25 protein-coding genes and 2 tRNA genes are annotated in these 24,374 nt (G+C 46.8%); 19 read left to right on the plus strand and 8 right to left on the minus strand.

Translation table 11 applies throughout. The features are described from left to right. The first annotated feature begins 2 nt into the window (after window positions 1-2). The 7 genes from FIU82_RS06600 to FIU82_RS06630 all read left to right on the plus strand — a co-directional run bounded on the left by FIU82_RS06600 (window position 3) and on the right by FIU82_RS06630 (window position 4,028). Window positions 3-368, plus strand: coding sequence for a hypothetical protein (locus FIU82_RS06600; RefSeq protein WP_138588222.1), 366 nt, complete (start codon window positions 3-5; stop codon window positions 366-368). A gap of 58 nt (window positions 369-426) precedes the next feature. Beyond that, the gene (locus FIU82_RS06605) at window positions 427-1,083 is read left to right on the plus strand and encodes a DUF2589 domain-containing protein (RefSeq protein ID WP_202903911.1); all 657 of its coding nucleotides are present in this window, start codon (window positions 427-429) and stop codon (window positions 1,081-1,083) included. Window position 1,084: 1 nt separating this feature from the next. Continuing rightward, window positions 1,085-1,342, plus strand: coding sequence for a hypothetical protein (locus FIU82_RS06610; protein ID WP_152440652.1), 258 nt, complete (start codon window positions 1,085-1,087; stop codon window positions 1,340-1,342). Next, window positions 1,339-1,983 (plus strand): DUF2589 domain-containing protein, encoded by a 645-nt coding sequence (locus FIU82_RS06615; RefSeq protein WP_081604450.1) that lies wholly within the window; start codon window positions 1,339-1,341, stop codon window positions 1,981-1,983. Before FIU82_RS06610 ends, FIU82_RS06615 begins: the two co-directional genes overlap by 4 nt. A gap of 62 nt (window positions 1,984-2,045) precedes the next feature. Then, window positions 2,046-2,546, plus strand: a complete 501-nt coding sequence (locus FIU82_RS06620) for a DUF962 domain-containing protein (RefSeq protein ID WP_152440653.1) — start codon at window positions 2,046-2,048, stop codon at window positions 2,544-2,546. Continuing rightward, on the plus strand, window positions 2,543-3,334 hold the full coding sequence (locus FIU82_RS06625) for an SDR family oxidoreductase (protein WP_152440654.1): 792 nt from the start codon (window positions 2,543-2,545) through the stop codon (window positions 3,332-3,334). Before FIU82_RS06620 ends, FIU82_RS06625 begins: the two co-directional genes overlap by 4 nt. Window positions 3,335-3,407: 73 nt before the next feature. Beyond that, window positions 3,408-4,028 carry a TetR family transcriptional regulator gene (locus FIU82_RS06630; RefSeq protein ID WP_045978690.1) on the plus strand — a complete coding sequence of 207 codons (621 nt, stop codon included), beginning with the start codon at window positions 3,408-3,410 and terminating at the stop codon, window positions 4,026-4,028. Window positions 4,029-4,055: 27 nt separating this feature from the next. Here FIU82_RS06630 and FIU82_RS06635 read toward each other — a convergent pair whose 3' ends face one another. From FIU82_RS06635 to FIU82_RS06650, 4 genes are all read right to left on the minus strand, one after another. Then, window positions 4,056-7,145 (minus strand): efflux RND transporter permease subunit, encoded by a 3,090-nt coding sequence (locus tag FIU82_RS06635; protein WP_152440655.1) that lies wholly within the window; start codon window positions 7,143-7,145, stop codon window positions 4,056-4,058. 3 nt (window positions 7,146-7,148) lie between these two features. After that, complete coding sequence (locus tag FIU82_RS06640) at window positions 7,149-8,279, minus strand: efflux RND transporter periplasmic adaptor subunit (protein ID WP_022944016.1); 1,131 nt, start codon at window positions 8,277-8,279, stop codon at window positions 7,149-7,151. Between the two features lie 231 nt (window positions 8,280-8,510). Beyond that, the gene (locus tag FIU82_RS06645; protein WP_022944015.1) at window positions 8,511-9,575 is read right to left on the minus strand and encodes a DUF3083 family protein; all 1,065 of its coding nucleotides are present in this window, start codon (window positions 9,573-9,575) and stop codon (window positions 8,511-8,513) included. 84 nt (window positions 9,576-9,659) lie between these two features. Next, window positions 9,660-10,085 carry an HPP family protein gene (locus tag FIU82_RS06650; RefSeq protein ID WP_138588228.1) on the minus strand — a complete coding sequence of 142 codons (426 nt, stop codon included), beginning with the start codon at window positions 10,083-10,085 and terminating at the stop codon, window positions 9,660-9,662. Between the two features lie 92 nt (window positions 10,086-10,177). Between FIU82_RS06650 and FIU82_RS06655 the strand changes: the two genes are divergently transcribed. The 3 genes from FIU82_RS06655 (at window position 10,178) to FIU82_RS06665 (ending at window position 12,785) form a co-directional block, all read left to right on the plus strand. Further along, window positions 10,178-10,570, plus strand: coding sequence for a VOC family protein (locus FIU82_RS06655; protein ID WP_022944013.1), 393 nt, complete (start codon window positions 10,178-10,180; stop codon window positions 10,568-10,570). A gap of 85 nt (window positions 10,571-10,655) precedes the next feature. Next, window positions 10,656-12,332, plus strand: coding sequence for a glutamine--tRNA ligase (gene glnS, locus FIU82_RS06660; protein WP_022944012.1), 1,677 nt, complete (start codon window positions 10,656-10,658; stop codon window positions 12,330-12,332). Window positions 12,333-12,425: 93 nt separating this feature from the next. Next, window positions 12,426-12,785, plus strand: a complete 360-nt coding sequence (locus FIU82_RS06665) for a VOC family protein (protein ID WP_022944011.1) — start codon at window positions 12,426-12,428, stop codon at window positions 12,783-12,785. Here FIU82_RS06665 and FIU82_RS06670 read toward each other — a convergent pair. After that, the gene (locus FIU82_RS06670; protein WP_152440656.1) at window positions 12,782-13,597 is read right to left on the minus strand and encodes an MliC family protein; all 816 of its coding nucleotides are present in this window, start codon (window positions 13,595-13,597) and stop codon (window positions 12,782-12,784) included. The genes FIU82_RS06665 and FIU82_RS06670 overlap by 4 nt on opposite strands. A 137-nt stretch (window positions 13,598-13,734) precedes the next feature. Then, window positions 13,735-14,691 carry an integron integrase gene (locus tag FIU82_RS06675; protein ID WP_152440657.1) on the minus strand — a complete coding sequence of 319 codons (957 nt, stop codon included), beginning with the start codon at window positions 14,689-14,691 and terminating at the stop codon, window positions 13,735-13,737. A 786-nt stretch (window positions 14,692-15,477) separates the two neighbouring features. Between FIU82_RS06675 and FIU82_RS06680 the strand changes: the two genes are divergently transcribed. The 9 genes from FIU82_RS06680 to FIU82_RS06720 all read left to right on the plus strand — a co-directional run bounded on the left by FIU82_RS06680 (window position 15,478) and on the right by FIU82_RS06720 (window position 24,010). Continuing rightward, window positions 15,478-16,344, plus strand: coding sequence for a hypothetical protein (locus FIU82_RS06680; RefSeq protein ID WP_152440658.1), 867 nt, complete (start codon window positions 15,478-15,480; stop codon window positions 16,342-16,344). 104 nt (window positions 16,345-16,448) lie between these two features. Continuing rightward, window positions 16,449-17,027 carry a hypothetical protein gene (locus FIU82_RS06685; RefSeq protein WP_152440659.1) on the plus strand — a complete coding sequence of 193 codons (579 nt, stop codon included), beginning with the start codon at window positions 16,449-16,451 and terminating at the stop codon, window positions 17,025-17,027. A 160-nt stretch (window positions 17,028-17,187) separates the two neighbouring features. Next, window positions 17,188-17,499 (plus strand): transposase, encoded by a 312-nt coding sequence (locus tag FIU82_RS06690; RefSeq protein WP_216651825.1) that lies wholly within the window; start codon window positions 17,188-17,190, stop codon window positions 17,497-17,499. Between the two features lie 11 nt (window positions 17,500-17,510). Then, entirely contained in the window at window positions 17,511-18,353 is an 843-nt protein-coding gene (locus FIU82_RS06695) for an IS3 family transposase (protein ID WP_253946357.1), read from the plus strand. A gap of 47 nt (window positions 18,354-18,400) precedes the next feature. Then, on the plus strand, window positions 18,401-19,276 hold the full coding sequence (locus FIU82_RS06700; protein ID WP_152440660.1) for a hypothetical protein: 876 nt from the start codon (window positions 18,401-18,403) through the stop codon (window positions 19,274-19,276). A 37-nt stretch (window positions 19,277-19,313) separates the two neighbouring features. After that, complete coding sequence (locus FIU82_RS06705; protein WP_152440661.1) at window positions 19,314-19,814, plus strand: hypothetical protein; 501 nt, start codon at window positions 19,314-19,316, stop codon at window positions 19,812-19,814. A gap of 116 nt (window positions 19,815-19,930) precedes the next feature. Further along, complete coding sequence (locus FIU82_RS06710; protein ID WP_152440662.1) at window positions 19,931-20,605, plus strand: alpha/beta fold hydrolase; 675 nt, start codon at window positions 19,931-19,933, stop codon at window positions 20,603-20,605. A gap of 835 nt (window positions 20,606-21,440) precedes the next feature. Continuing rightward, window positions 21,441-23,468: a methyl-accepting chemotaxis protein gene (locus FIU82_RS06715; RefSeq protein ID WP_152440663.1), complete on the plus strand. Its 2,028-nt coding sequence runs from the start codon at window positions 21,441-21,443 to the stop codon at window positions 23,466-23,468. Between the two features lie 50 nt (window positions 23,469-23,518). Further along, on the plus strand, window positions 23,519-24,010 hold the full coding sequence (locus tag FIU82_RS06720) for an arsinothricin resistance N-acetyltransferase ArsN1 family B (RefSeq protein ID WP_152440664.1): 492 nt from the start codon (window positions 23,519-23,521) through the stop codon (window positions 24,008-24,010). 91 nt (window positions 24,011-24,101) lie between these two features. Here FIU82_RS06720 and FIU82_RS06725 read toward each other — a convergent pair. Then, window positions 24,102-24,178, minus strand: a tRNA-Val gene (locus FIU82_RS06725). Between the two features lie 29 nt (window positions 24,179-24,207). Further along, window positions 24,208-24,284: transfer RNA gene (locus FIU82_RS06730), tRNA-Val, on the minus strand. Window positions 24,285-24,374: the final 90 nt, after the last annotated feature.

Consider the following 24,374-nt stretch of genomic DNA (forward strand, 5'->3'; position numbering starts at 1 on the left):
CGATGTGGTTTTATGTCATTTTAGCGGTGGTGCTTATTAAAACCTCTTTATTGGGGTTAGGTGTGGTTTCCATGGCCATTGCGCTGTGCGCATGGCTACTGCTGCGCTTGGGAGTGGTGGCTATTCATCCGAGTATGAAGCAAGGGTTTAGGCGGTTATTTAAAGTCGCGTTTCTTTTGCATCTTAGCGTTTATGTGGCGCTAATACTCAAGCTGCTGCTGATCGACTCCTTCGACGATATCCCGGCCTTTATTGTCGGCCACTTACTGATACACCACCTGATGTCAGCCGTCATCGGCGCCACGGTGATCTTTATGCTTATCCGGCGATACTTTTATTACAAGGGCTTACATAAGAGCACGAGTTAAGCCCGCAACTCCTAGTTTTTAATGGCAATAGCGCAAATAGGAACAAAAGGAGAGAACTATGGCTATCGATACAGGACTCGTTGGCTCGGTAATTAATGCCCTGCCATTGGATCGCATGATAGGGGGGCCATTGCATGCAATGATCACCGCCCAAGTACAGGCAAGTCGGGCTTACGCCGAATTTTTGATGACCGTGTGCATTAAAGATGGCAAGGCGGTGAACGTTGAGTTCGAATACGATGAAACCCAAGTGGATACCGAAGGTAACTTCAAGGGCACCATACGTAAAACCATGCGGGTGCCGCTACTTGCAGCGATCACCCACCCCAATATTTGTGTCGAAGAAGGGTCAATTGACTTTGAACTGGAAGTGACACAATCAGAAGAAAGCCACAGCGAAACCAGTGGTGAGGGTGGCTTTGAGGCAAAAATGGGCTGGGGTCCATTCTCGGTTAAAGTGCATGGCAAGGTGTCTCATAAGTCGGAGCAAACCCGTAAAACCGACACCCGAGCTAAATATTCAATTCATACCGCAGTAAAACGCCAAGGGCCGCCTGAAGCATTAATGCGGGTTATTGATTTTCTCACCGATGCGGCTACCAAGCCCGTGGTTATTGGTGAGGGTAAACCCTCTGCTACTGATGCCTTACCTGCGGACACGAAAGCTGAAATCGCACCGCCTTCCGATAAAAATGGTAAAAAGGATGGCGGCTAAGGTGAAGCTAAAAAAAAGTGCTTGGCGGCGGTGCTGGCAGGCCATCAGTGCATTGTGGCCAATACCAAGCCGGTATTGGTCTACGCACTGTCACACCAAACAGACCAATGTGGTGCTGTTACATTCCGAGCACTCTGGGCGCGTAGGTGATACGCGTGCCTATGTTAACGTGCAGCTGCATGCTCAAAGTCATTTTCTCAACACTGAGTTATTACAGCGGCTGCGCACTCCCAATGTCATTGATAGTAAGGACTTATGATGTTTGGCAAAGAAAAGATGAATGCGCAAATGCTCACCGATATCACTCGGGGGATCCACCATGCGGTGAACACCACCGGGACCATGATATCGCAACAATATGTGATGCAATTGCAGCAGTTCTTCGATACTCAAGAGGATGGCTCCCTAGCGGCGAAAATGGTGAAAGTGCAAGTCGACGAGCAACACGATATGTATGTGCCGCTTATTGCTTTAGTACAGCCGCAAGGCATAGCCTTAGACAAAATGCGTTTTGATATGTCGATTCAAATCAGTGAAAGCGAGTTGAAACGGGCGACGCACCAAGTGGATGGGTTTAATGCCGAGCGAGTGGCATTCAAGGTGAACCTTTCGCCGAAAACCAGCGACAGCAACCGCCGGCGAACCGATATTGTTGATGTGGAGATGCAGTTTACGCGTTGTGAAGCACCAGAGGGAATGCATCGGCTCATTGAACAATACGCCAATATGATCCAGCCCTTTAAAAACGGCGAGCCAGTGTCTGATGAGCCTAATTCTCCACCGGGGCAGGGACCATTAAAGAGCGCCGCTGCGAGTGAGCGTAAGCCCAATTTAGTACGCATGAATACCCATGCCACTGGCAATCTTGATGAGGGCGAGCGAGACGAGCCAAAAATATAGGCAAGTTAGGGGTTTTACTCTAAACTGAGCACAAGGTTAATAATAAAAAAGGTGCTAACACCATGAAAACCTTGGTTACCCAATTAAGTAATTACGCTCGTTATCATCGTGATAAACGTAATCTATACACCCATTTTATCGGCATACCCTTAATCGTGTATGCCTTGCTGGTGCTACTCTCTCGCCCGAGTTTTACCGTTTTAGCGCTCAGCCTCACCCCAGCTGTGTTGGTCGTGAGTATTACCTGCCTTTATTATTTAAAGCTATCCCTCAGGCTAGGCCTGCTAATGATCGCATTATTGGTGCTGGGCCTGCTCGGGGCTGCGCCCGTGGCGATGCTTAGCACGTGGCTGTGGCTGTCCATTGGTATCGGATTATTCGTCGTGGGCTGGGTATTTCAATTTGTCGGTCACTATTACGAGGGCAAAAAACCTGCCTTTGTGGATGATTTAATCGGCTTGGTTATTGGGCCCTTATTTGTTGTCGTTGAAGCCTTATTTTTAATGGGGCTTTGCAAAGAGCTGCAAGCGCAAATTGAATACCAAGCAGGAGCGATAAAATGAACTTAGATGGCAAACGGGTGTGGTTAAGCGGCGCATCATCGGGCATTGGTGAGGAGCTGGCTAAACAACTTGCGGCCAAAGGCGCTAAGTTGGTGTTATCGGCGCGCAACGAGCAAGCCCTTGAGCAGGTGAAAAATAGCTTGATGGGGCAGGGACATGTTGTCTTACCTTTGGATTTGAGCGCCGCTGAGAGCCTACTCAAAGAGCTCCCCGAGCAGCTCGCAGCCATCGGTGATATTGATATTTTGATTAATAATGGTGGGGTGTCGCAACGTAGCTTGTTTGCCGACACCGACTTTGCTACTTACCAGCAATTAATGGCGGTCAACTACTTTGGCACTGTGGCCCTCACTAAACTGGTGGTTGCGCAAATGCAGGCCCGAAAGCAGGGGATGATCGTGGCAATAAGCAGCGTCGCGGGCAAAGTGGGCTCTAAGTTTCGCTCCGGTTATTCCGGCTCCAAATATGCGGTGGTCGGCTTTATGGATTGCATTCGCGCCGAGCTTGCCGCTGACGGCATTCATTGCCTCACCGTGTGTCCTGGCTCGGTGCAAACCCGCATTGCTCATAACTCCTTAAACGAGAAAGGGGTGGCGCAAAATCACAGTGAACAGTCGATTGAAAACGGTATGCCGGTAAGCGCCTGTGTGCAAGAAATCATCACCGCGATTGAAAAGCAAAAGCAAGAAGTGGTGATTGGCCAAGGCTTAAGTTATTGGGCTCCCACCATCAAGCGCTTTTTCCCCAGGTTATTTAATCGCCTAACCGCCCGGCTGGAGTATCGATAACACCGCCATGGCTGTTGGTTCAGGTAGCAACTATGTTAATATTGCGATCATTGTTTCCTAATCGAGCAAGGCCATGGTCAGGCGTTCTAAGGCTGATGCCGAACAAACCCGCAGTGCTATCTTAGATGCCGCTGAGCATCAGTTTTACCAGCATGGTGTGTCACGGACCACCTTGGCACACATCGCCAGCGCCGCAGGCGTCACGCGCGGCGCAATCTATTGGCATTTTGACAATAAAGCCGATCTGTTCAACGCCATGTTAGACCGTATTCGTCTGCCGTTTCGACAAATGCTCAGTGAGCTGCAAAGTGCCAATGATCTGAGCGCTTTGGCGCAAATAAAAGACGTAATGCATCGCGCTTTGGTGATCGTGCAACAAGACCCCCAGTATCATCGCGTGCTAACGGTGGTGTTCCATCGCTGTGAATATGTTGATGAGCTTAACCCCGCAGTACAGCAACAAGAACAACTCAATCAAGAAGTGCAGGACACGCTTACGCTGGCGTTCGCCAGAGCATTGGAAAATGGTGAGCTTAACCCCGCTATTGAGCCGCGAGTTGCGGCAGCGGCGATGAACTCCCTCGTCGGTGGCCTTATCAGTAAATTCCTGCAACACCCAGGTTATATTGACCTTATTGAGCAAGCGCAAGCCCTCCTTGACACCTTGTTTTTAGGCATAAAAAAGCCGGACTAAAAAGTCCGGCTTTGGGGTTGGGTGCAGTTACTTTCGAACAAAGAGCTTTTGCACCACGAGATAAAACACGGGAACTAAAAAGATAGCCAAGAAGGTGGCACTGAGCATGCCGCCAAGAACGCCAATACCAATGGCATTGCGACTGGCTGAGCCGGCACCGGAGCTTATCGCCAATGGCAAGACCCCGAGCGAGAACGCCAGTGAGGTCATGATGATGGGCCGTAAACGCAAGCGCACGGCTTCGAGCGTGGCGTTGATCACCGAGCGACCTTGTTGCTGCAAGTCTTTGGCAAATTCGACGATGAGAATCGCGTTTTTAGATGCCAAGCCCATGGTGGTCAACAAGCCCACTTGGAAATACACGTCGTTCTGAAGACCGAACAAGAAGGCGGCACTAAGCGCACCGATGATCCCCAGCGGCACCACCATAATCACCGAAAATGGAATAGCCCAGCTCTCGTAAAGTGCGGCTAAACATAAGAACACCACCAAAATCGACAACGCATAAAGCATCGGCGCCTGGGAGCCAGACATTTTCTCTTGGTAAGAGGTGCCGGTCCATTCAAAGTCAATGCCCGGTGGCAATTGAGCAACCAGCTCGGCCATGGTTTGCATCGCCACGCCGGAGCTGTATCCCGGTGCTGGCTGACCTTGAATTTCCATGGCTGAGATGCCGTTGTAACGCTCTAGACGTTGCGGGCCATACACCCAGCGGCTGGTGGCAAAGGTATCAAAGGACACCATTTCACCTTCATTATTGCGCACATACCAATGGCTTAAATCTTCCGGGGTCATGCGGTACTCGGCATCGGCTTGCACATAGACCTTTTTAACACGGCCTCGGTCGGTGAAGTCATTGACGTAGCGCGAGCCCCAGCCAATAGACAACGCTTGGTTTATCTCGCTAATTGAGACTCCTAACGCTTGCGCTTTAAGCTGGTCGATATCCACCTGTAATTGCGCCGCATCTTCCATGCCGTTAGGGCGCACAGCCATCAGCTCAGGGCGCTGCGCCGCCATTCCCAACAGTTGATTACGGGCCTGCAGTAGCGCGTCATGGCCTAAGGCGCCCCTATCTTGCAAGAACAGGTTGAAGCCAGTGGCTTGTCCTAGCTCTTGAATAGGAGGCAAGTTAAAGGCAAAAATTTGCGCCTCTTTAATGGTAGAAAAATACCCCATCGCCCGGCCGATAGTGGCCTGTACGCTTTGGCTGTCGTCGCGCTCACTCCAATCTTTAAGGCGCACAAAGGCAAGGCCGACGTTTTGTCCGCGCCCGGCAAAGCTAAAGCCGCTGACGGTGAACACCGAGCGCACTGAGTCTTCGCCGTGATAATAATCGGCGACCTTAGTCATTATTTCTTCGGTGCGCTCTTGGCTGGCACCACTTGGCAGCTGCACCATGGTTAAAAAGATACCTTGGTCCTCATCGGGCAAGAATGACGAGGGTAGACGGGCAAACATCAATGCCATCACTGCGATAATCGCGCCATATAATGCCATTGAGCGCACTGGGCGCTTAAGCAGGCCACCTACTGCCCCTTGATAACCATCGTTAGAGCGATCAAAGGTACGGTTAAACCAGCCAAAGAAGCCGCCTTTTTCCAAATGGTTGCCCTTGATGGGCTTCAAAATGGTGGCACATAGGGCCGGCGTGAAAATAATCGCCACCAACACCGATAACGCCATGGCCGAAACGATGGTAATAGAGAACTGCTTATAGATAGCGCCGGTTGCGCCGCCGAAAAAGGCCATCGGCACAAATACGGCGGAGAGTACCAAGCCTATGCCCACCAAGGCGCCGGTGATTTGTCCCATGGATTTGCGCGTTGCTTCCACAGGCCCCAAGCCTTCCTCGCTCATGACCCGCTCAACGTTCTCGACCACAACAATGGCATCATCCACCAATAAGCCGATGGCCAGCACCATACCAAACATGGTGAGGGTGTTTATCGAAAAGCCCATCGCCGACATAATGCCAAAGGTACCGAGCAAGACCACGGGAATCGCTAGGGTCGGAATTAAAGTGGCGCGGAAGTTTTGCAAGAACAAATACATCACCACAAACACTAACAGCACGGCTTCAAACAGTGTTTGCACCACTGAGCTGATAGAAAGCTCAACGAACGGCGTAGTGTCGTAGGGCACTTCAATCTTGAGCCCTTCTGGGAAATAAGGCTTTAGTTCGTCAAGGCGATCACGCACTGCTTCGGCGGTATCAAGGGCATTGGCTCCAGTGGCCAACTCGATGGCGATCCCCGTTGCTTGCATGCCGTTATAGCGCGCCATAACGGAATAGTCTTCACCGCCGAGCTCGACGCGAGCCACATCTTTAAGCTGCACTCGTGAACCATCTTCGTTAACCCGTAATAGGATTTGGCCAAATTCTTCTGGGCTACTGAGGCGGCTTTGTGCGGTGATGGCGGCATTGTATTGCTGCCCGGGTAACGCCGGGGCGCCGCCAAGCTGTCCGGCTGTCACTTGATTATTCTGCACTTTAATGGCAGCGGTGACATCGGTGGGGGTCAGTTGATATTGGTTAAGCTTTTGCGCATCAAGCCAGATACGCATGGCATACTGGCTGCCGAATACGGTGACATTGCCCACCCCAGGGGTGCGGCTAATTGGGTCTTTAACATTAGAAACCACATAGTCGGCGATGTCTTCGCGGTTCATCGAGCCATCTTCGGAGATAAAGCCAATAACCATTAAGAAACTGCCATTAGACTTGGCTACCGAAACCCCTTGCTGCTGCACTTCTTGCGGTAACAGAGGAATTGCCCGTTGCAGTTTGTTTTGCACCTGAACCTGAGCAATATCCGGATCAGTGCCGGTTTCAAAGGTGAGTGTCAGGCTGACATTGCCCACCGAGTCACTTTGTGACGACATATACATGAGGTTGTCCAAGCCGTTCATGGCTTGTTCTATCACCTGAGTAATGGCGTTTTCGGCTGTTTGTGCGGTGGCACCAGGGTAGCTGGCATTAATGCTGACCGCCGGCGGCGCAACTTTAGGGTATTGCTCTACGGGCAGCTGTTTTACCGATAGCAGGCCCGCAAGCATGATCACGATGGCGATCACCCAAGCAAAAATAGGCCGGCCAATGAAAAAATTAGCCATAAATTATGCCCCCGTGTCCTGTTTTGCCACTGTCACTTTGCTACCGGGGCGAACCTTTTGCAGCCCGGCGACGATCACTTGGTCACCCGCTTGTAGACCGGAGTGGACTTGCCAGCTTTGGTTTATCTCTTGACCGAGCTCAACTACGCGAGTTTGCGCCGTGCCTTCTTTGCTGACCACCATCACCGTGGCCTCACCTTTGGGAGTGCGCACAATGGCTTTTTGCGGAACCAGTAAGGCGTCATCATCTTGGCCGGTAGCTAACTGCGCTCGCACGAACATGCCTGGCAGTAATTCACCATTGGGGTTGGGGAACACGGCGCGCATGGTGACCATAGACGTTGATGGGTCAACGCTTACCTCGGAGAACTTCAGCTCACCGGAGAGCGCATACCAGTCGTTATTTTCTAATCTCAGTTTAACCTCGGGGTTTTGGCTGAGATTGCCTTGATGCATGGCGCTGCGCAAAGAAGATAGCTTGGAGGCGGCGCGCGTCATATCCACATAAATAGGGTCAAGCTGGCGAATTATCGACAGCGCAGCGCTTTGATTGGCTGTCAGCAACGCCCCTTCGGTAACACTAGAGCGACCAATCTGACCGTCAATGGGGGCGCGGATTTGGGTGTAATCAAGATTAATTTCGGCGCTCAGTACAGCGGCTTTGGCGGCTGCTAAATCGGCCTTTGCTTGTAGCAAGGTGGCTTCGGCATCATCATAGTCTTGCTGGCTGACCGATTTATTACCTAATAAGCCTTTGATACGTTCGGCCTTCATGCCACTGTTGCGAACACTGGCTTGGGCTTTGGCGAGCGCCGCTTTGGCACTGGCAAGTTCAGCTTGGTAGGGAGCGGGGTCAATCCGATACAACACATCTCCTTTACTCACCATTTGTCCTTCTTCGAACAGTCGCGCCTGCAAAATACCGCTGACTTGAGGGCGGATCTCAGCTTGACGAAAATCGACCGTGCGGCCAACCAGCTCGGTGCTGAGGTCAATACTTTGTGGCGACAACGTTATGGCCTCGACTTCAACGGCAGCGGGGGCCGTTTGGGCTTGTTGTTGTGGTTGCTCCTGGCAACCACTTAAGCTAAGCGCCGCAAGTACTGTGACTGCGACCAGCGTTTTTACATTCATAACCTACCTTTAGCTGAACAATTTATTAAACCGACTAGAGCAGGAATATACATACATGAATGTATGTAAGCAAGGTAAACTATCTCGTTTACTTTTAAGGTGTTGATATAAATGCTAAAAAAGTCTTTTTTGCGGAGGGGGATAACACGCTAAATTAGGCTGGTAAGGGACTGAGCCAAGCAACAAAAAAGGCCGCTATTGAGCGGCCTTGATATTGTTTGCATCGTGCACTTATAGGCTGTAGCTCAGGTGCTGATAAAAGCGGGTGTTAATATCTTGGCGCTCTGGGTTTACCTGTAAGCTATTACACAGCGCCTTGATCACGCTCTCGACTTGATTCATAAAGCGGCCATAGCCCATATCATGATGATCCTCGACGCCCGCAACAATCACAAAGTCAATGCTCTGTACCAAGTTGGCGGCATCAAAGAGCACATGACTTTGGGTTTCGCCTTTGCCGGGTTCAAAGCTGAGCTTTTCCAGTTCCTCATTGTGAGCGCTGGTGTCGATATCACGGTGGCGAATAAGCGGTGTGCGGCCATTGGCCACCATTGCGCGGCGCGGTAGGCGCTTGGCTTCACAGGCGCTGATAAACGCATCTTCAATGTGGCTATAAAAGTTTCCGTAATCCGTGGCGCTGGCATCCAATAGCTGCGTTTTTAACTGCCGTGTGAGTGGCAAAGTAAAACGCGCATAAGTCAGGTCGCGATGGCTGGGTAAGGGACAACCACGGGCTTCATAGCGTGGTGCCAGTGCTCTAAGTTTATACCCGTAGCTCTCTTTATGCCCTTTGGCGCGGGCGAACAAATCATAGGTTAGGTGCTGATGGTCACGCACTTTCAACTTATTGGCATCGCCGGGAAGTTGCTCTTGCAGTGCACTTAGCACCTTGGCAACGCGGCGGTGAAAATCGGCAGAATGAGCACGAATGTCTTCACCTGTAGCGAGGAATAGCAACCGTACTTTGCGTGCTCGGCTTTCGCAGCAGCCATGTAGCTGATGAGCCTCGTGATATCGCGGATTATAAAAGAACAGCTGCTGACGTTGAGTCTCTAAGCAATATGCCTCTTCATGAAAGCGCACAATGGGCAGCTTGTCGTTGACCAGCATATGCACATTGTAGAGCTCGGCATCGTCACATAACGCGAACAGTTGTCGGGCAACGCGCTGATATGCGCTGCGATAATCGCTAAAGCAGGCGTAAAAATCATCATCCGGTTTAAACTCGGCGAGAATATACTGGTTGGCGCGAGCATTGGTCGGTATATAAACGCGATGTTGATTCTGTGAAGCCATGGTTATTCCTTGTTCCTAGGTTTGTTAAATTCGCCTCAAGTGTAGGGCAGATAAATGTCAGCGATGTTGCGCTAGATTAAACTTTTATGACTTTTTCAATAGCTCAACGCTTAGGCGCACAAAGTCTGAAGAGGTGAGTATGCCGAGCAGTTTTTGCTCCTCAACCACCGGCATACAGCCATGACGGTTATTGAGAAAAAACTCAGCGATATCACTTAAAGCATCACCGGGGGCCACGGTATCAAAATCTTGAAGCATGATATCACCCACTTGCGTTTGCTTCTCTTTGCGCTCAAGTGCCGGTGCACCAAACACTGAAATAATGCGCATCACTTGGGCAATCATCAGTTTTTGCGTCAGCATGCCAATAAGTGTGCCGTGCTCATCGGTAACGGGAATATGGCGAATATTGTGCTCGCGCATTAATGCATGGGCATCATGCAACGAGGCATCAGCGGTTACGGTCAGCGGCGCTGGGGTCATTAAATCTGCAGCAGTATGCAATTGCATCACGGCTCCTTTAGCGTTGTAATGAATGTCTCTGTAGCATAGCTTAGCGTGACGCACAGTGATTAGATCCTAATCAATAAAAGGAGCATTCAATGCAATTACACGGGCTAGACCATGTTGTGCTGCGCACCGATGATGTACCTCGCATGCGCGCATTTTATGAGGAAGTACTTGGCGCTCAGTTAGAGCGCGTATTGGAGCAAGAGGGGTTGTATCAGTTGCGCGCCGGCCAGGCCCTGATTGATATTCTTAGTACTCAGGGCAGCTTAGATAGCAAGCAACCGGTGCAGGTGCGCACCTCGCCACTGGCGCATTTTTGCTTGCAAATCAGTGCCGCGAGCGAACAGGCGGTGATCCGCACCTTAAAAGCCAAAGGCGTAAACCAGTCTTTGCAGTTCGCTGAGCGCTACGGGGCCACTGGTTTTGGTCGTTCTTTATACATTCTTGACCCAGACGGCAACACCGTTGAATTAAAGCTGGTGTGACCTTACTAAAAGCTGTAAGTTAAGCGCAGTATTTGTCATAATGCGTGGGTTATAAGTCACGCAGAATTCAGAGGAAAGTATCCCAATGGCGGAGATTGAGAATCGCCCAACGAACTTTATTCGTAACATCATTGACGCAGATTTAGCCTCAGGCAAACATCAGCAAACGCACACGCGTTTTCCACCCGAGCCAAATGGCTTTTTGCACATTGGCCACGCTAAGTCTATTTGCCTGAATTTTGGCATTGCACAAGACTACAACGGGCTGTGTAATTTGCGTTTTGATGATACCAACCCAGAAAAAGAAGACATCAACTATGTGAACTCAATAAAAGAAGACGTGAACTGGTTGGGGTTTCAGTGGAGCGGTGAGATTCAATACTCTTCTAACTACTTTGACAAGTTGTATCAGTACGCTGTTGAGCTTATTGAAAAAGGCCTCGCTTATGTGTGTTTCTTAACACCAGAGCAAGCTCGCGAGTACCGTGGCACGTTAAAAGAGCCGGGTAAAAACAGCCCTTACCGCGATACACCTGTGGCGGAGAACCTAGCGTTATTCGAAAAAATGAAAAACGGTGAGTTCAAAGAGGGCGAGTGTGTACTGCGAGCCAAAATCGATATGGCCAGTTCCTTTATGGTGCTGCGCGACCCGATTATTTATCGCATTCGTTTTGCTCACCACCACCAAACCGGTGATAAGTGGTGTATTTACCCAATGTATGACTTTACCCATTGTATTAGCGATGCGCTTGAAGGCATTACCCACTCATTGTGTACCTTGGAGTTCCAAGACAACCGCCGTTTATACGACTGGGTGTTAGATAATATCAGCCTAGAGTGCCACCCTCAGCAAATCGAGTTTTCACGACTGAACCTTGAGTACACCATTATGAGTAAGCGTAAGCTTAATCAGTTGGTGGTCGATGGTCATGTTGATGGTTGGGACGACCCGCGTATGCCAACGATAGCCGGGCTACGCCGACGCGGTTATACCCCAGGCTCTATCCGTGAATTCTGTAAGCGCATTGGTGTAACCAAGCAAGATAACCTAGTAGAAATGGGTATGCTTGAAGCCTGTATTCGCGATGATTTAAATGAAAACGCGCCACGTGCCATGGCGGTATTAGACCCGGTACGCGTCGTGATCGAAAATTACCCACAAGAGCAAGTGGAAATGCTCGATGCGCCTAATCATCCGAACAAAGAAGAAATGGGTTCGCGTCAGCTGCCATTTACCCGCGAGGTATTCATTGAGCGCGAAGACTTCCGTGTTGAAGCGAATAAGAAGTTTAAGCGCTTAGTGCTAGGCAAAGAAGTGCGTTTACGTAATGCTTATGTGATTAAAGCAGAGCGCATTGACGAAGACGAGCAAGGCAATATCACCACTATTTATTGCTCTTATGACCCGGAAACATTAGGCAAAAACCCAGCCGATGGCCGCAAGGTTAAAGGGGTTATTCACTGGGTGAGTGCCAGCCATTGTATCGAAGCCGAAGTGCGCCAGTACGACCGCCTATTCAATGTGCCTAACCCAGGTGCGGCAGAGGACATTACCGATGCCCTTAACCCAGAGTCATTAAAAGTGGTTAAAAACGCTAAATTAGAGCCTAGCTTAAGCGAAGCCGCTGCCCTGAAAGGCTATCAGTTTGAGCGTACCGGGTATTTCTGCCGTGACGATCACTTTGAACATTTAGTGTTCAACCAAACCGTGGGGCTACGTGATTCTTGGGCTAAGATTGAGCAACAAGATAAAGGCCAATAGGGCCTTAATGCGTTAATACGCAACCCAGTAGAACCAATAAAAAAGGTGCGCTATGCTTAGCGCACCTTTTTTGTTTTATAGCAGGCGACAAGGATGAAAAATAATCACGAAATGCTGAACTATGTGGAATACCCTGCGCGTGACCTCGAGGCCACAAAAGCATTCTTCACCCAAGTTTTTGCATGGCAATTTACTGACTACGGCCCAGATTACACAGCCTTTAGCGGAGCAGGGCTCGATGGTGGCTTTTATCGTAGCGACTTAAACGCTCAGACCAGTAAAGGCAGCGCATTATTGGTTTTTTATTCCAGCGATATTGCACAAACCCAAGCTAAGATAGAGCAAGCGGGAGGCGAGATCTCCACGGCATTATTCGACTTTCCCGGCGGGCGACGGTTTCACTTTGTGGAGCCCAGTGGCAATGAGTTTGCGGTGTGGTCGGAGCCTGCTTAGCGTAATGTGCACTGTTGCATGGGCGTGTTGTACTGCCATTGCACAAAGGCACTATCGCCTTTTTGCCAAAAAACCTGATTGCGGCCTTGGTATTTAGCGCCACTGGCGGCAATCACGCGCTGCATCAGCCATTGTTGCTCACCCTCGCGCAGGGCAATAAATTGCGGCGTGGTATCATAAAAATCAACACTTACCTGTTTGCCCTCGCAATCATACTGAAGATGATCCACAGCCGTGGTGAGTTGATACTGCACTTGCAGGGAAGCGTTGCGATGCTGATAGGCATCAATAATGCACTGTTTTACGTTATCTGCTTGCCAGCACGCATCGCGGCCTTTTATCCAACCACGTTGCATGGCCCGTAACGTGCTTTTATGTTTGTCGCTATCGGATTGTACCAGTGCTTTTTCGAAGGTGTTAGCCAATTGCGCATCTAACTCACTCAGCCTTGGCGACTGGCATACTTGGCGGGCGATATCACTTTGTGCTTGCTCACAGTTAAAGCTGGCGGAGGTGTTCGCTTGGCTTGCCACCCATTGGCACCACTTCGGTGTTAATAATGGCGGCTTATCTGCATGGCTATTGATATCTAAACGATACTCTACACTGTTTGCCCATTCCGTAGTGCCAATATCCGGGCCGTGCCCGCTGCCATCGCTGGTACTGACTAGCTGCTCAATTGCATTGAGATTAGCTTGGGTACATTGGATCGATGTGGGAATGTCTGCTGGTGGAGATTCACCGCTTGGTGCGGTAGCAACATGACAGGCGGCAAGAGTCAGAACGGCGGTAACAATGGCTAAACGCTTCATAGTTAACAATAGCGAGAGTAAAAACGCAATTATAGAAAAGGGGTATTAATAGAGGGTGAATAGCGCCTATGCTGTTGTTAATTAAGCCTAGTCATATGCAGAAAAAACGCATGTGTATGAGTTTGTAAACTCGCACCTTATAGATCGATAGGACTTATCGTGTGGTTGAACCGAGTGCCTAAAACATGAGTGTATATTTCAGTGGTTCTTAAGTCGCTATGACCAAGCAGCTCTTGGACAGTCCTGATATCGGATCCATTTTGCAATAATTGCGTTGCAAATGAGTGACGAAAGGTATGGGCTTTTACTCTTTTGGTTATATTGGCAGCCAACACCGCTTTTCTCAATTGCTTTCTAAATGCCGACTCATGAAGATGATGTCGGCATATGTAACCATCGTATGGATGCTTGCACTTCGTTGTAGAGGGGAACAGGTATTGCCAAGAAAAATCTTTGACCGCGTTAGCATATTTTCGAATTAAAGATGGGGGGAGGGAGGTTAGACCATAACCTTGTGCTAGATCCCTTTCATGCATAATTTTGACAGTGTCAATTTGCTTCCTTAGCGAAGGGGTTAGAGATTTCGGTAATAGTGAGTAGCGGTCCTTTCTACCCTTACCTCTAAAAATGTACACCGTATGATTTTCTAAATTAAGATCTTTAACTCGTAAACTGAGTGCCTCATTAATTCTCAAACCACACCCATATAATAAAGAAGCAATAAGCCTATGAATGCCTGTCATATGCGAAATAATAGCTTTCGCCTCCTGGTGTGTTAACACGGTAGGAACGGACTTTTCCCGCTTGGTAAATGAATAATTTAAACCGTTAATGTCTTTCTTTATGATGTATTTATAAAGAAAAATAATAGCGCATAGTGCCTGATTTTGGGTTGCTGCACTTACTTGGCGATTGATAGCCAGGTGACTAAGGAACCTTTCTATCTCTAAGCGACCCATCTCAGCGGGATGCTGTTTATCATTAAAAAGTATAAAACCCTTTATCCACATTAAGTAGACTTTTTCGGTTCGTAAGCTGTAGCGTCTTGTTCTTAACTCAGCCCTTACAGATTCTAAAAATGGAGACGAAGACATGACAATATCACAGTGAGCTGTATATATGTACAGTTATAAATGGTATGTATCAAAGAAGCAAAAACAAGGCACGTTATGTAAAGTAATATTAGGCACGAATAAGTCAATATTGCCTGTAACTTATTGAAATTATGTCATTTGTTTGTTTGCATAACGAGCCAAATCCGGCACGATTATCTCATTGCGCGTTTTCAACCACACAACTGCGTATCGACATGGCAACACTCAGCTGCTAACTTGATGACTTTATTAACAATAAATGAACGTTAGCGTGGTTCAGTAGCCGAAGGTTATTTGGTTTAACCCGAAATGCACGCTAATAAGCTGTTATATACCTAGAGGACCGGGTGACTAAGTCAATTTTTGTGATTATTTTAAGCATCTTTTCCTGTTTAGTTTTTGGCGATGCTAGGTATGAAAGTGAATCAAAAAAATTAGCATCGGTTTGGGTAGAAGCAAAGGGTTATGAACCCTCAAGCTTTGTAATAAAATCGAATTGTGATCTAAAAAGTTGCGAAATTTTAGTTTACCCAAAGCAGTTGGATTCAGAAAAGTACAGGTCTTTTAGAGGTTGTCCTATACAGATATGCGTAACATTAACGTACGACATATCGAGCCAAACCATTATAGATATTGTTCACTGGAAGTAGCGGTATATAACAAGCGCATTAAGCACGGGACTGGTAACAGTTTGCTCAGTTCCGCTTTGCTTCACACTTTAGCAAACTATTACCTGCCCCTTATGCGGGCGTTATGACACCATCGACACCTAATATCAGGGGAAATATGAAAGCAGAATTTGAAGAAAAGGACTTTGAAGCTCCTCTATACAACGAGTTGAGGTTTGGAAGTCACCGAATTGCTACTCCAGGCCAAGTGTTTGAAGGTAAATTTGGAATTGATGCTGCGTTAGAAGCCGAGCACCCTTTATTTTGGGACTTATTTGGCTACTACGACATACCAAAGGGTGTGGTTCTCGATCATCTAAGGTGGGGGTTTATGTGGCGCAAACTTGGCAGGAAGAGACGTTTACCTACGTTTAACACTAACCTACTAATTCAAGCAAAGCGGCCAACCCCTCTGAGCAGAGCTTCATCACTTCTAAAAGGTTACGGTTTTAGCTCTAAGCATTGGCGATTTGAGATTACTGATCACCAACAAGAAATTCTTGAAAAAGTGTCTCATAATTTGCGTCGTAAAGCCCTTGTTATATACGCCGCTCCAGCATTCCACACACTAGATGACCTCTATAACCATACTGAAGCTCAAATGGTCGTGGAGAACTCCAATTTTGTTAAAGTGGAGCGATTACATAATCATAAGCAATGGAACTACTATCAGGCTGGGACGAGTGGCGTCGCACATTCTGAGCCAGAGTTCATTGAGGATGTCTCTCTAAATTCTATGATTGAGCAAATGGGGGAGTTCGGACAAGAGAACGAAAATGCTTCTGAAAATCTCCGGTATCTACATAAAATGACAGTTGAAGCTTGTCAAGAAATCCAAGATCACAATCCAATAGCAAAATACTACCTTCGACTTCACGGACGACTTATGCGACTGGATGAAGTGTATGAGATTGAAGAAACCATCCATTACTCTGCCTTCAATCTATTTTGTAATGTGGCGAAATTGAAATGGCTTGTTGTATAAGTCATAACAAAGCGCTGCACTCGGAAAAATTACTCGCTGCGCTCCTAATTTTCCGGTGAGCTTAGCGTTAGCTGTCTCAATTGCGCTATTTACAAGGAATAAAAATGGCAAATGAACTCGAATACTATTTATCGATAGAGTCAGACCTAGAGGTTTGTTCTCGATATGTTGAACTCTCTAAAGATAACTTTGCAACTTACTCTGTTGAATTTGCCAAAATTATCATGGCGGCTTCTGCTGAGATAGATACTCTTTCTAAAGAAATGTGCAAACTAATTGCACCAGAGATGAAACCCAAGGATATTAAAGGAATTGGGAAATACGCTGAAATCATTCTTAAGAAGCATCCTGGGTTAGCTGGTATAGAAATGGTTATCCCTAGGTATGAGCTATCTTTAAAACCATGGGCTGACTGGTCTAAAACTACCAGTCCTAATTGGTGGCAAAGTAACAACTCAATAAAGCATGATAGAGCTAATAATTTCAATAAAGCCAATTTGGAAAACGCTATTGGAGCCCTTGCTGGGTTACTAGCATTAACGCTCTATTTTTACCTAGAGAAAAATGGAAAACTTCTAGATATAAGCGCGTTTTCTGCTCCGAGACTGCTAGGAGTTGCAGATATTGATAAGGATAGTGATTGGATCAAAGGTGGTATCTTTTACTCTTACAATTTACCGTGAAACAGCTAACAATCGCATCAACGCACTGGACTAATAAAGCTTGGCTTGGTTCGTGCCTCACCAATTTTAGCCAAGCTCTATTAGCCTGTTATGCGGGCGTTAGGTTTAGGACTTACCCAAAAAAAGTAGACACCTTCTATAGTTAGAAAAGAGGTGTCTCATGACTAAAAAGAAAAGAACCCAGGCCTATACCGAAGAGTTTCGTCGCGAAGCGGTTCGAAGGGCGGAGCAACCCGGAAATACCAACAAATCCGTCGCCGAAGAGCTGGGGATCAGCGCCCAGCAAATTTATAACTGGCGTAGGCAATTCAACCGTCTTTCCGACAAGCAATTTAATACCGTTCAAGGCGTTGATTACTCGAAACATGAAAGTGAGGAACTGCGCCGTCTCAAGCGCGAGCTACACGACCTGAAAGAGGAAAATGAATTCTTAAAAAAGGCAGCCGCGTACTTTGCGAAAAGCCAGGAGTAAAGTACGCGCTGATTGCGCAGTATGTAGGCCAGTTCCGGATCACCTTGATGTGCAGAGCATTGAAAGTCTCACGCTCTGGCTTTTATCGTTACTTGAACCGAAAGCCGAGCAATAAAGCACAGAAACATGCTGAGTTGGCCCATCATGTGAAAGAGGCTTATGAGGTCTTTAAGGCACGCTACGGCGCGCCCAGACTAACCTATGAACTCAATGCCAGCGGTGTTCGATGTAGCCTCAATACGGTCGCTAAAATCATGCAAGAGCTGGCTCTCAAGGCAAGAAATGGCAAAGCGTTCCGTTACAGTCGCAGCAGCTATTCAAACTCGAATGTAGAAGGGAATGTGCTTGCCCAGCAGTTCATCACAGAGCGTGCCAACAGGAAATGGGTATCAGATATCACTTATATCCGTGTTCGCGGCCAGTGGCTTTACCTGGCCGCTGTGATGGACCTGTTCTCAAGGGCGATTGTCGGTTGGGCATTAGACACGTCGATGACGGTCAAGCTGATTTCAGATGCTTTCAACATGGCACTGGCCCGCAGGGAGGTTAAACCAGGTTTGATGCTTCACTCAGATAGAGGCGTGCAGTACCGTGCGGTGGCCTATCAGGATTTAGTGCGTTCATCAGGTGCGATAATCAGCATGAGCCGAAAGAGCAATTGCTGGGATAATGCGGTGATGGAATCCTTCTTCAGTCGTCTCAAAGTTGAGCTGGTTTATGCCGAGAAATTCCACTCGATACAACACGTTAAATCCTGTATGTTTGAATACATTGAAATATTTTATAACCGCAAACGACGTCACTCAGCGTTAGGCTATCTCAGCCCGCTGGAGTATGAACAACGGTTTGCGTAATAACCTGTCTACTTTTGATGGGGAAGACCACAGTCGAAGGAGGAATAGTGACAAAACGTAAAGATGAGAGAAGTCTAATTCCGCTTTTAGCTGTTGTAGGAATTGTAGCTGCACCTTTGATATTCATTCTTGGAATTGTTGCAGGTAGCCAAATTCAGTTAGCAAACATTTTAACTGCAGATTCATTGTCTTCTTGGATAAGTGCATTAGCTACAGTAGCGATCGCAGTACTTACTTTTGTGCTTGCTAAAGAAACGTGGTACTTGCGAGAAGCACAAATCGAGCAAGTTAACGAACTACGAGTACAGAGCATTCGTCCTAACGTATCCATAAAATTCTTTAGTAGTCCGATATCATTCAATTTGATGATGCTTGAAGTTAGCAATCTTGGTAAAGGTATAGCGAGAAATGTTCGTTTTAAATTTTATGATAGGAATGGTAACGAAATTAAAGCGACCGAAGACGCTATTGTCGATGAGTTTTTAAAGTTGCATGTCATATCAAAAGGCCTGCATTCTCTTGGTATTAATCAAAAATTTGAGAGTTTCTTATTCAGTTTTTATGATGTGAAAAATAAAATCGATAGTGAAGATGTATTTTCCCCATATTTTAAAATTTCAACCTCTTATGAGGATGTTGAAGGAAACTCATACTCTGATGAGTTAATCATTGATTTTAAAGAGTTCGATGGCGTTTCAGAGATCGGTGGAGGTGATCCTCTCCATAAAATTTCGGGAGACATCAAAAAGCTCAGAGAGCAGTTCGAAGGAATGACACGGTCATCCTCAAAAAGGCTTCATGTAAACACATATTCATCTCAAGACAGAAAGCAAGAACGAGAAGATCAGCAGAGATGGTTGGAAGAGCAGAAAGCCAAGCGAGAGCTGTCAACTGCTAACAATAAAAGTCAGGCGGACAGCTAAAGCTGCCGCTGCTTTTGGGCGGTAGCAAGGAGGCGTAGTGAGCCATCAAAACATCCTTAATTTAGTTCTCAAAATTGCAGCGATTTTTGTTTTTGTGGACATCGTAAATACTCTACCTAACCAATTAGGCGATTATGGGAATGCAGTAGACAGTGGAATGCAAGCGTCAATTGTTAAAATGATATGGATCCCACTAGTAACGAAGTCTCTTGTAATGCTGCTGCTGTGGTTTTTTCCTAATTTGTTCATAAAGAGTGTGGTTTCTGAACAAGAATACGCAGATGAGTTGACGCAGTTTTATAAGAATTTAGATGTTGCCGTTTTAACTGGGGTTGGGGTCTACTTAGTTGCATTCTCAATTGGTGACTTAGCTTATTTCATCGTTTTAAAAATGGAAATGCAATCTTTGTATAGTCAATCGTTGCCTCCTCAAGAGCAGGCTTCATTCGTGGCCAGTATGGTACAAGTTATCGTTGGATTTGTACTTGTAATTGGCAACCGTGGAATAACAATATTACTGAAGAAGGCAAGGGCTTAATAGCTACATAACAAGGCCATGAAGAACGGAACCGTAATAGTTGGCACGGTTTCGCTCCGCTTCACATTGTAGCCAACAATTACTTGTCCGCTTATGGCGGCGTTTTACAATATAAGATGAAAATTATTCTGCTTCCTGGGCTTGACGGTACAGGCTATCTTTTTAAAAACTTAATGAAAGAATTACCTTCGACGTTAAGCGTTGAAGTAATTTCTTATTCTTCAATTTCATCTCTATCGTATTATGGCCAAGCTCAAGAAATCGCAACCCTTCACTCCGATGAAGACGTCTTGATAGTTGGAGAGTCATATTCTGGTCGTGTGGCATATGAACTCTGTCATTTACTTGGAGAGCGAGTCAAAGGCTTAGTATTCTTGGCTAGCTTTGTTTCTAAGCCATCCATTTACTCACGCTTAGCTTCTATAGTTCCAATCTCATTTTTGAGGCCTAATTTTATTACAAGGTTATTGGTCTATATTGTCGGCTTTAATATGTCAGGTGGTATTCAGCTTGTAAGCCCTGTTTTCCATTCGCTCGGGCATACTGATAACAAAAAGTTAAAAGAACGCCTGAGGAATATCGCTCGTTTGGATAAGCCTACCAAGAGAATTACTTGTCCTGTGACTTATATAAGCCCAAGCAAGGACCTTTTGATTGCTAGTCGCTCTGTTCATTATTTGGCATCATTGTGCTCCAACTTTACAAAAATAGAGGTTTTAGGTGGGCATTTTATAGCACAGTCAAGTCCTGTAGCATGTGCGAAAGCCATCACAAATGCGGCAAACATGTAATAAGTGCATTAAAAACGAACCAAACACTCCAGTTGCCTCGTGTTTTCGCTTTGGTCCAACTTAACACAAGGCAACTTCCGTATTCGGCTTGTTTCATGTGGGCGTTATGTATAGCTCGAAGGTTTCAATTTAAATATCAAATCAACGCATTTTAATAGCTAGATTACTTATAGCGCTGTGCATTCTATCAGGCGGGAGAATAGTTTGTTCTTTGGTAAGTATCTTAAGTGTTATTTCTCTAAGCTATGATCCCCAACAAAAAATTTATGTGTGGGATGTTGTCTTGGCTTGGAGTTTGCCTAGTGTAAATAGCGGGTTTAGTCATTGGCCTCTCAACTGAGGAGCCAGCGCTCAATCGAACTGCCACATGGAAAGCTTAAGTTGCAGCTTAAGCCTGGGTCTCACATTACCCTAAACTGGTTTAAAAGAATAAAAATATGGAGTTATTATCCATACAAGTCATTAATGGGGAAGTGAACAGAAGACTTGGGCAACGGTTGCCGATGAGCATGTGCAAGTAGGCAGTGCAGGTTATGCCAATATATGACTTACTCACATGAGAGATAAGGTTTTAAAGCTGGATGAATTGCACAATTAAAACCGTAAATGCCAATAAAACGGTTATACGGAATGATTATATAATCCTAAAAAAATATAAGAACTCGCATTTTGTTTAACACACTCATCTTTGAGTATTGCGGTTAGGAAGTGAATTTACATAAAGCCCTTGGTTAAACTTTGTTCAGTTATTCACTTTTTGGTCATGATAACGTAGTCAAGGGCGTAAGGATGTGTTTTTATAGAAGCTTAGCTTAACAAAATAATAATTATTCTTATGTTAAACAACCTCTCCTTACGACAGAAGATTTTATTGCTGATCGGTGGCACCTTGAGCGTTTTAATGGTTGCCGTGGCCGTGTTCTTCATTAACCATATCGCGTCTTTATCTCGAAATAGTGTTGAGCGCGAAGTACAAAATTACTTAGATGCTGAGCGTTTGTCGATGCAGTCGTTTTTTGCGCAATACGGCAAGGTAGTTGAAACCTATGTGACCAGCCCGCATATGGTCGACTTTTTCGATAACTACCGTGAGCGCGGTGTGGCGTTATCCTCTTTACCTGATTATCCACTACTGAACGATAATTTTATCCGTATTAGCGGCCGCGACAGTAATATTTTGTCTGCGTTTTTTGCCTCGGCTCACACCGGTGAATACTTCAAAGAAAATGAACGTACCTCAGCGTATGGTGACGGTCGCCCTTACTATGCGTATAAGCGACCATGGTGGCAAGATGCGCTGAATAAAGGCCAGCTTTATGTTGGCGCTATCTCTGTCGACATCAACACGGGAGACGCATCCGCTGTAGTGCAGCAGCCGGTTTACAATGACGCCAAAGAGCTGGTCGGTGTAGGTGGGGTTGACCTACAAATTAATGCTATCCGCGATATTGTCGAAGACATTACCTTTCAAGGTGAGGGGTTTGGCTTTTTGCTCGACAGTGATTTAAATGTGGTGCATTTATCGCAGCGTACAGGGCATTCATTGTCGATAACAGATACCGGAGAAGGTAAAGATAACTTGAGTGCTCTTGAGCAACAATTCAAGCAAACTCAAGGGTTTGATACGCTCAATAGCGCGATAGCCAACAACGACAGTGGCATTGTTAAGGTGACCCTTAAAGGTCAAGAGTTCTATGCTTTATTCAATAGCCTAAAGCTCGATAAGCCGGTGATCGATTGGCACTTAGGAGTGCTTATTCCGGTGAGCTTAATTGAAGAGCCCGTTAATGATGCAGTGATGTCGGCGTCCATCGCCGTGGTGGTGATTCTTGCCATTATTGTAGCGATGATTTTCTGGGTGACTCATTTAGTTGCCAAGCCTATCACCACCTTAACCCATATTATGCGTGATATTGCTTCCGGTGAGGGCGACTTAACGCGGCGCATTGATATTACCAGTAAAGATGAGGTGGGCCAGCTTGCCCATCACATGAATACCTTTATCGATAAGCTGCGGGCGATGATGCTCAACACTGCTGCGCAGGCAGAGCAATTAAGTGCCGCCGCCAGCCAGCTGCAACAAGTCTCTGGGCAAACCAACAGTGAAATCCAAAAAGAGAAGCAACAAGTCGACAGTGTCAGTGCGGCGGTGACCGAAATGGCCACCACGGTCAATGAAATTTCACGTAACGCCAATCAAACCAATGATGCCGCTGCATCGGTGCAACAGGTTAGTGAGCAAGGGCGTTCGCAATCAAATCAGTCGCAGCAGGTGATGCATGAGCTAGCTGAACATATTGGCGAGGCCGCACAAGTGGTCACTGGCTTGGCGCAGGAAACCAATAATATTGGCGCGGTGATCGATGTGATTAACGGCATTGCCGAACAAACTAATCTGCTGGCGCTCAATGCTGCAATTGAAGCCGCACGAGCTGGCGAGCAAGGTCGCGGTTTCGCCGTGGTGGCGGATGAGGTGCGGTCGCTTGCGAGTCGCACACAAGAGTCGACCGACGATATTCGCACTATGATTGATAAACTGCAAAGCATTGCTGATAAAGCCTCAAATATGATGGCGCAGGGCCAAGAGCGGGCCCAGGGCTCAGTAACACAAACCCAAGCCGTATTGCAGTCATTAGAGCAAATAGGGGAGTCGGTGGCGCATGTGCTTGATCAGAGTCACCAAATCGCCACCAGTACTGAAGAGCAAAGTATTGTTGCTGAGGATATCAACACCAGTTTGAGTGCTATTAACGACCTGGTTAATAATACCGCGCACCATGCCGACACCTTAGCGAATGAGGCGAAAGACTTAAACGCCTTAGCGAGCTCTTTAAATGCCACGGTGAATCAGTTTAAGCTGTAAGCCTACTTTTATGGGAGCCTTCGGGCTCCTTTACTTCTTTCGAGGTACTTTTGTTACGACACGCCACGCCTGAAGATGCTAAGGCCATCGCCGAGCTGTATAACTATTATATTCGCCACACCACCTTTACTTTTGAAGAGTCGCTTGTTGATACCCAGCTTATGGGGCAGCGGATCGCAAGCATTAAAGCGGTGAGCTTACCCTGGCTGGTATATGTACAAGACGGTGAACTCAAAGGGTACGCCTATGCGAGTAAATGGAAAGAGCGCAGCGCCTATCGTTTTGCTGTCGAGACGAGCGTGTATGTGGCGCATCAACATCAGGGCCAAGGAATAGGGCGCCAGCTCTATAGCGCACTGCTCGAGACTCTAACCGCGCAGGGTGTGCATACCGCTATCGGTGGCATTACGTTACCTAACCCCCCGAGTATTGCTTTGCATCAAGCATTAGGCATGTATAAAGTCGCGCATTTTGAAAAAGTGGGGTACAAATTTGAACAATGGCTGGACGTTGGCTATTGGCAAATTCACCTACAGGCATAAGCTCTATTCGAGTTACTGTGTATAGGCACTTGAATATACAATATCAGAAATAAATTTTTCTGAATTTGTTAATAAAGGCTGGAAAATAAATTGGTACGACCGAGTGGATTCGAACCACCGACCCCTACCATGTCAAGGTAGTGCTCTAACCAACTGAGCTACGGTCGTACAGAATACGAGATGTATTTTTTGAGAATTGGTACGACCGAGTGGATTCGAACCACCGACCCCTACCATGTCAAGGTAGTGCTCTAACCAACTGAGCTACGGTCGTACAATTTTTATTATCAAGGCAAAACGTTACGGCGTTGACAACGCGGTGTAATATATAGCGAGAAACGAAGCTAATCAAGCAACTTTCAAG

The sequence above is a fragment of the Pseudoalteromonas sp. THAF3 genome (assembly GCF_009363775.1).
In the GTDB taxonomy this organism is placed as follows: domain Bacteria; phylum Pseudomonadota; class Gammaproteobacteria; order Enterobacterales; family Alteromonadaceae; genus Pseudoalteromonas; species Pseudoalteromonas ruthenica.

Bases quoted from the DNA above. Each gene is read 5' to 3' on its own strand.
- FIU82_RS06600 (WP_138588222.1), top strand. From the start codon at position 3: ATGTGGTTTTATGTCATTTTAGCGGTGGTGCTTATTAAAACCTCTTTA.
- FIU82_RS06605 (WP_202903911.1), top strand. From the start codon at position 427: ATGGCTATCGATACAGGACTCGTTGGCTCGGTAATTAATGCCCTGCCA.
- FIU82_RS06615 (WP_081604450.1), top strand. From the start codon at position 1,339: ATGATGTTTGGCAAAGAAAAGATGAATGCGCAAATGCTCACCGATATC.
- FIU82_RS06620 (WP_152440653.1), top strand. From the start codon at position 2,046: ATGAAAACCTTGGTTACCCAATTAAGTAATTACGCTCGTTATCATCGT.
- FIU82_RS06625 (WP_152440654.1), top strand. From the start codon at position 2,543: ATGAACTTAGATGGCAAACGGGTGTGGTTAAGCGGCGCATCATCGGGC.
- FIU82_RS06630 (WP_045978690.1), top strand. From the start codon at position 3,408: ATGGTCAGGCGTTCTAAGGCTGATGCCGAACAAACCCGCAGTGCTATC.
- FIU82_RS06635 (WP_152440655.1), bottom strand. From the start codon at position 7,145: ATGGCTAATTTTTTCATTGGCCGGCCTATTTTTGCTTGGGTGATCGCC.
- FIU82_RS06640 (WP_022944016.1), bottom strand. From the start codon at position 8,279: ATGAATGTAAAAACGCTGGTCGCAGTCACAGTACTTGCGGCGCTTAGC.
- FIU82_RS06645 (WP_022944015.1), bottom strand. From the start codon at position 9,575: ATGGCTTCACAGAATCAACATCGCGTTTATATACCGACCAATGCTCGC.
- FIU82_RS06650 (WP_138588228.1), bottom strand. From the start codon at position 10,085: ATGCAATTGCATACTGCTGCAGATTTAATGACCCCAGCGCCGCTGACC.
- FIU82_RS06655 (WP_022944013.1), top strand. From the start codon at position 10,178: ATGCAATTACACGGGCTAGACCATGTTGTGCTGCGCACCGATGATGTA.
- glnS (WP_022944012.1), top strand. From the start codon at position 10,656: ATGGCGGAGATTGAGAATCGCCCAACGAACTTTATTCGTAACATCATT.
- FIU82_RS06665 (WP_022944011.1), top strand. From the start codon at position 12,426: ATGAAAAATAATCACGAAATGCTGAACTATGTGGAATACCCTGCGCGT.
- FIU82_RS06670 (WP_152440656.1), bottom strand. From the start codon at position 13,597: ATGAAGCGTTTAGCCATTGTTACCGCCGTTCTGACTCTTGCCGCCTGT.
- FIU82_RS06675 (WP_152440657.1), bottom strand. From the start codon at position 14,691: ATGTCTTCGTCTCCATTTTTAGAATCTGTAAGGGCTGAGTTAAGAACA.
- FIU82_RS06680 (WP_152440658.1), top strand. From the start codon at position 15,478: ATGAAAGCAGAATTTGAAGAAAAGGACTTTGAAGCTCCTCTATACAAC.
- FIU82_RS06685 (WP_152440659.1), top strand. From the start codon at position 16,449: ATGGCAAATGAACTCGAATACTATTTATCGATAGAGTCAGACCTAGAG.
- FIU82_RS06690 (WP_216651825.1), top strand. From the start codon at position 17,188: ATGACTAAAAAGAAAAGAACCCAGGCCTATACCGAAGAGTTTCGTCGC.
- FIU82_RS06710 (WP_152440662.1), top strand. From the start codon at position 19,931: ATGAAAATTATTCTGCTTCCTGGGCTTGACGGTACAGGCTATCTTTTT.
- FIU82_RS06715 (WP_152440663.1), top strand. From the start codon at position 21,441: ATGTTAAACAACCTCTCCTTACGACAGAAGATTTTATTGCTGATCGGT.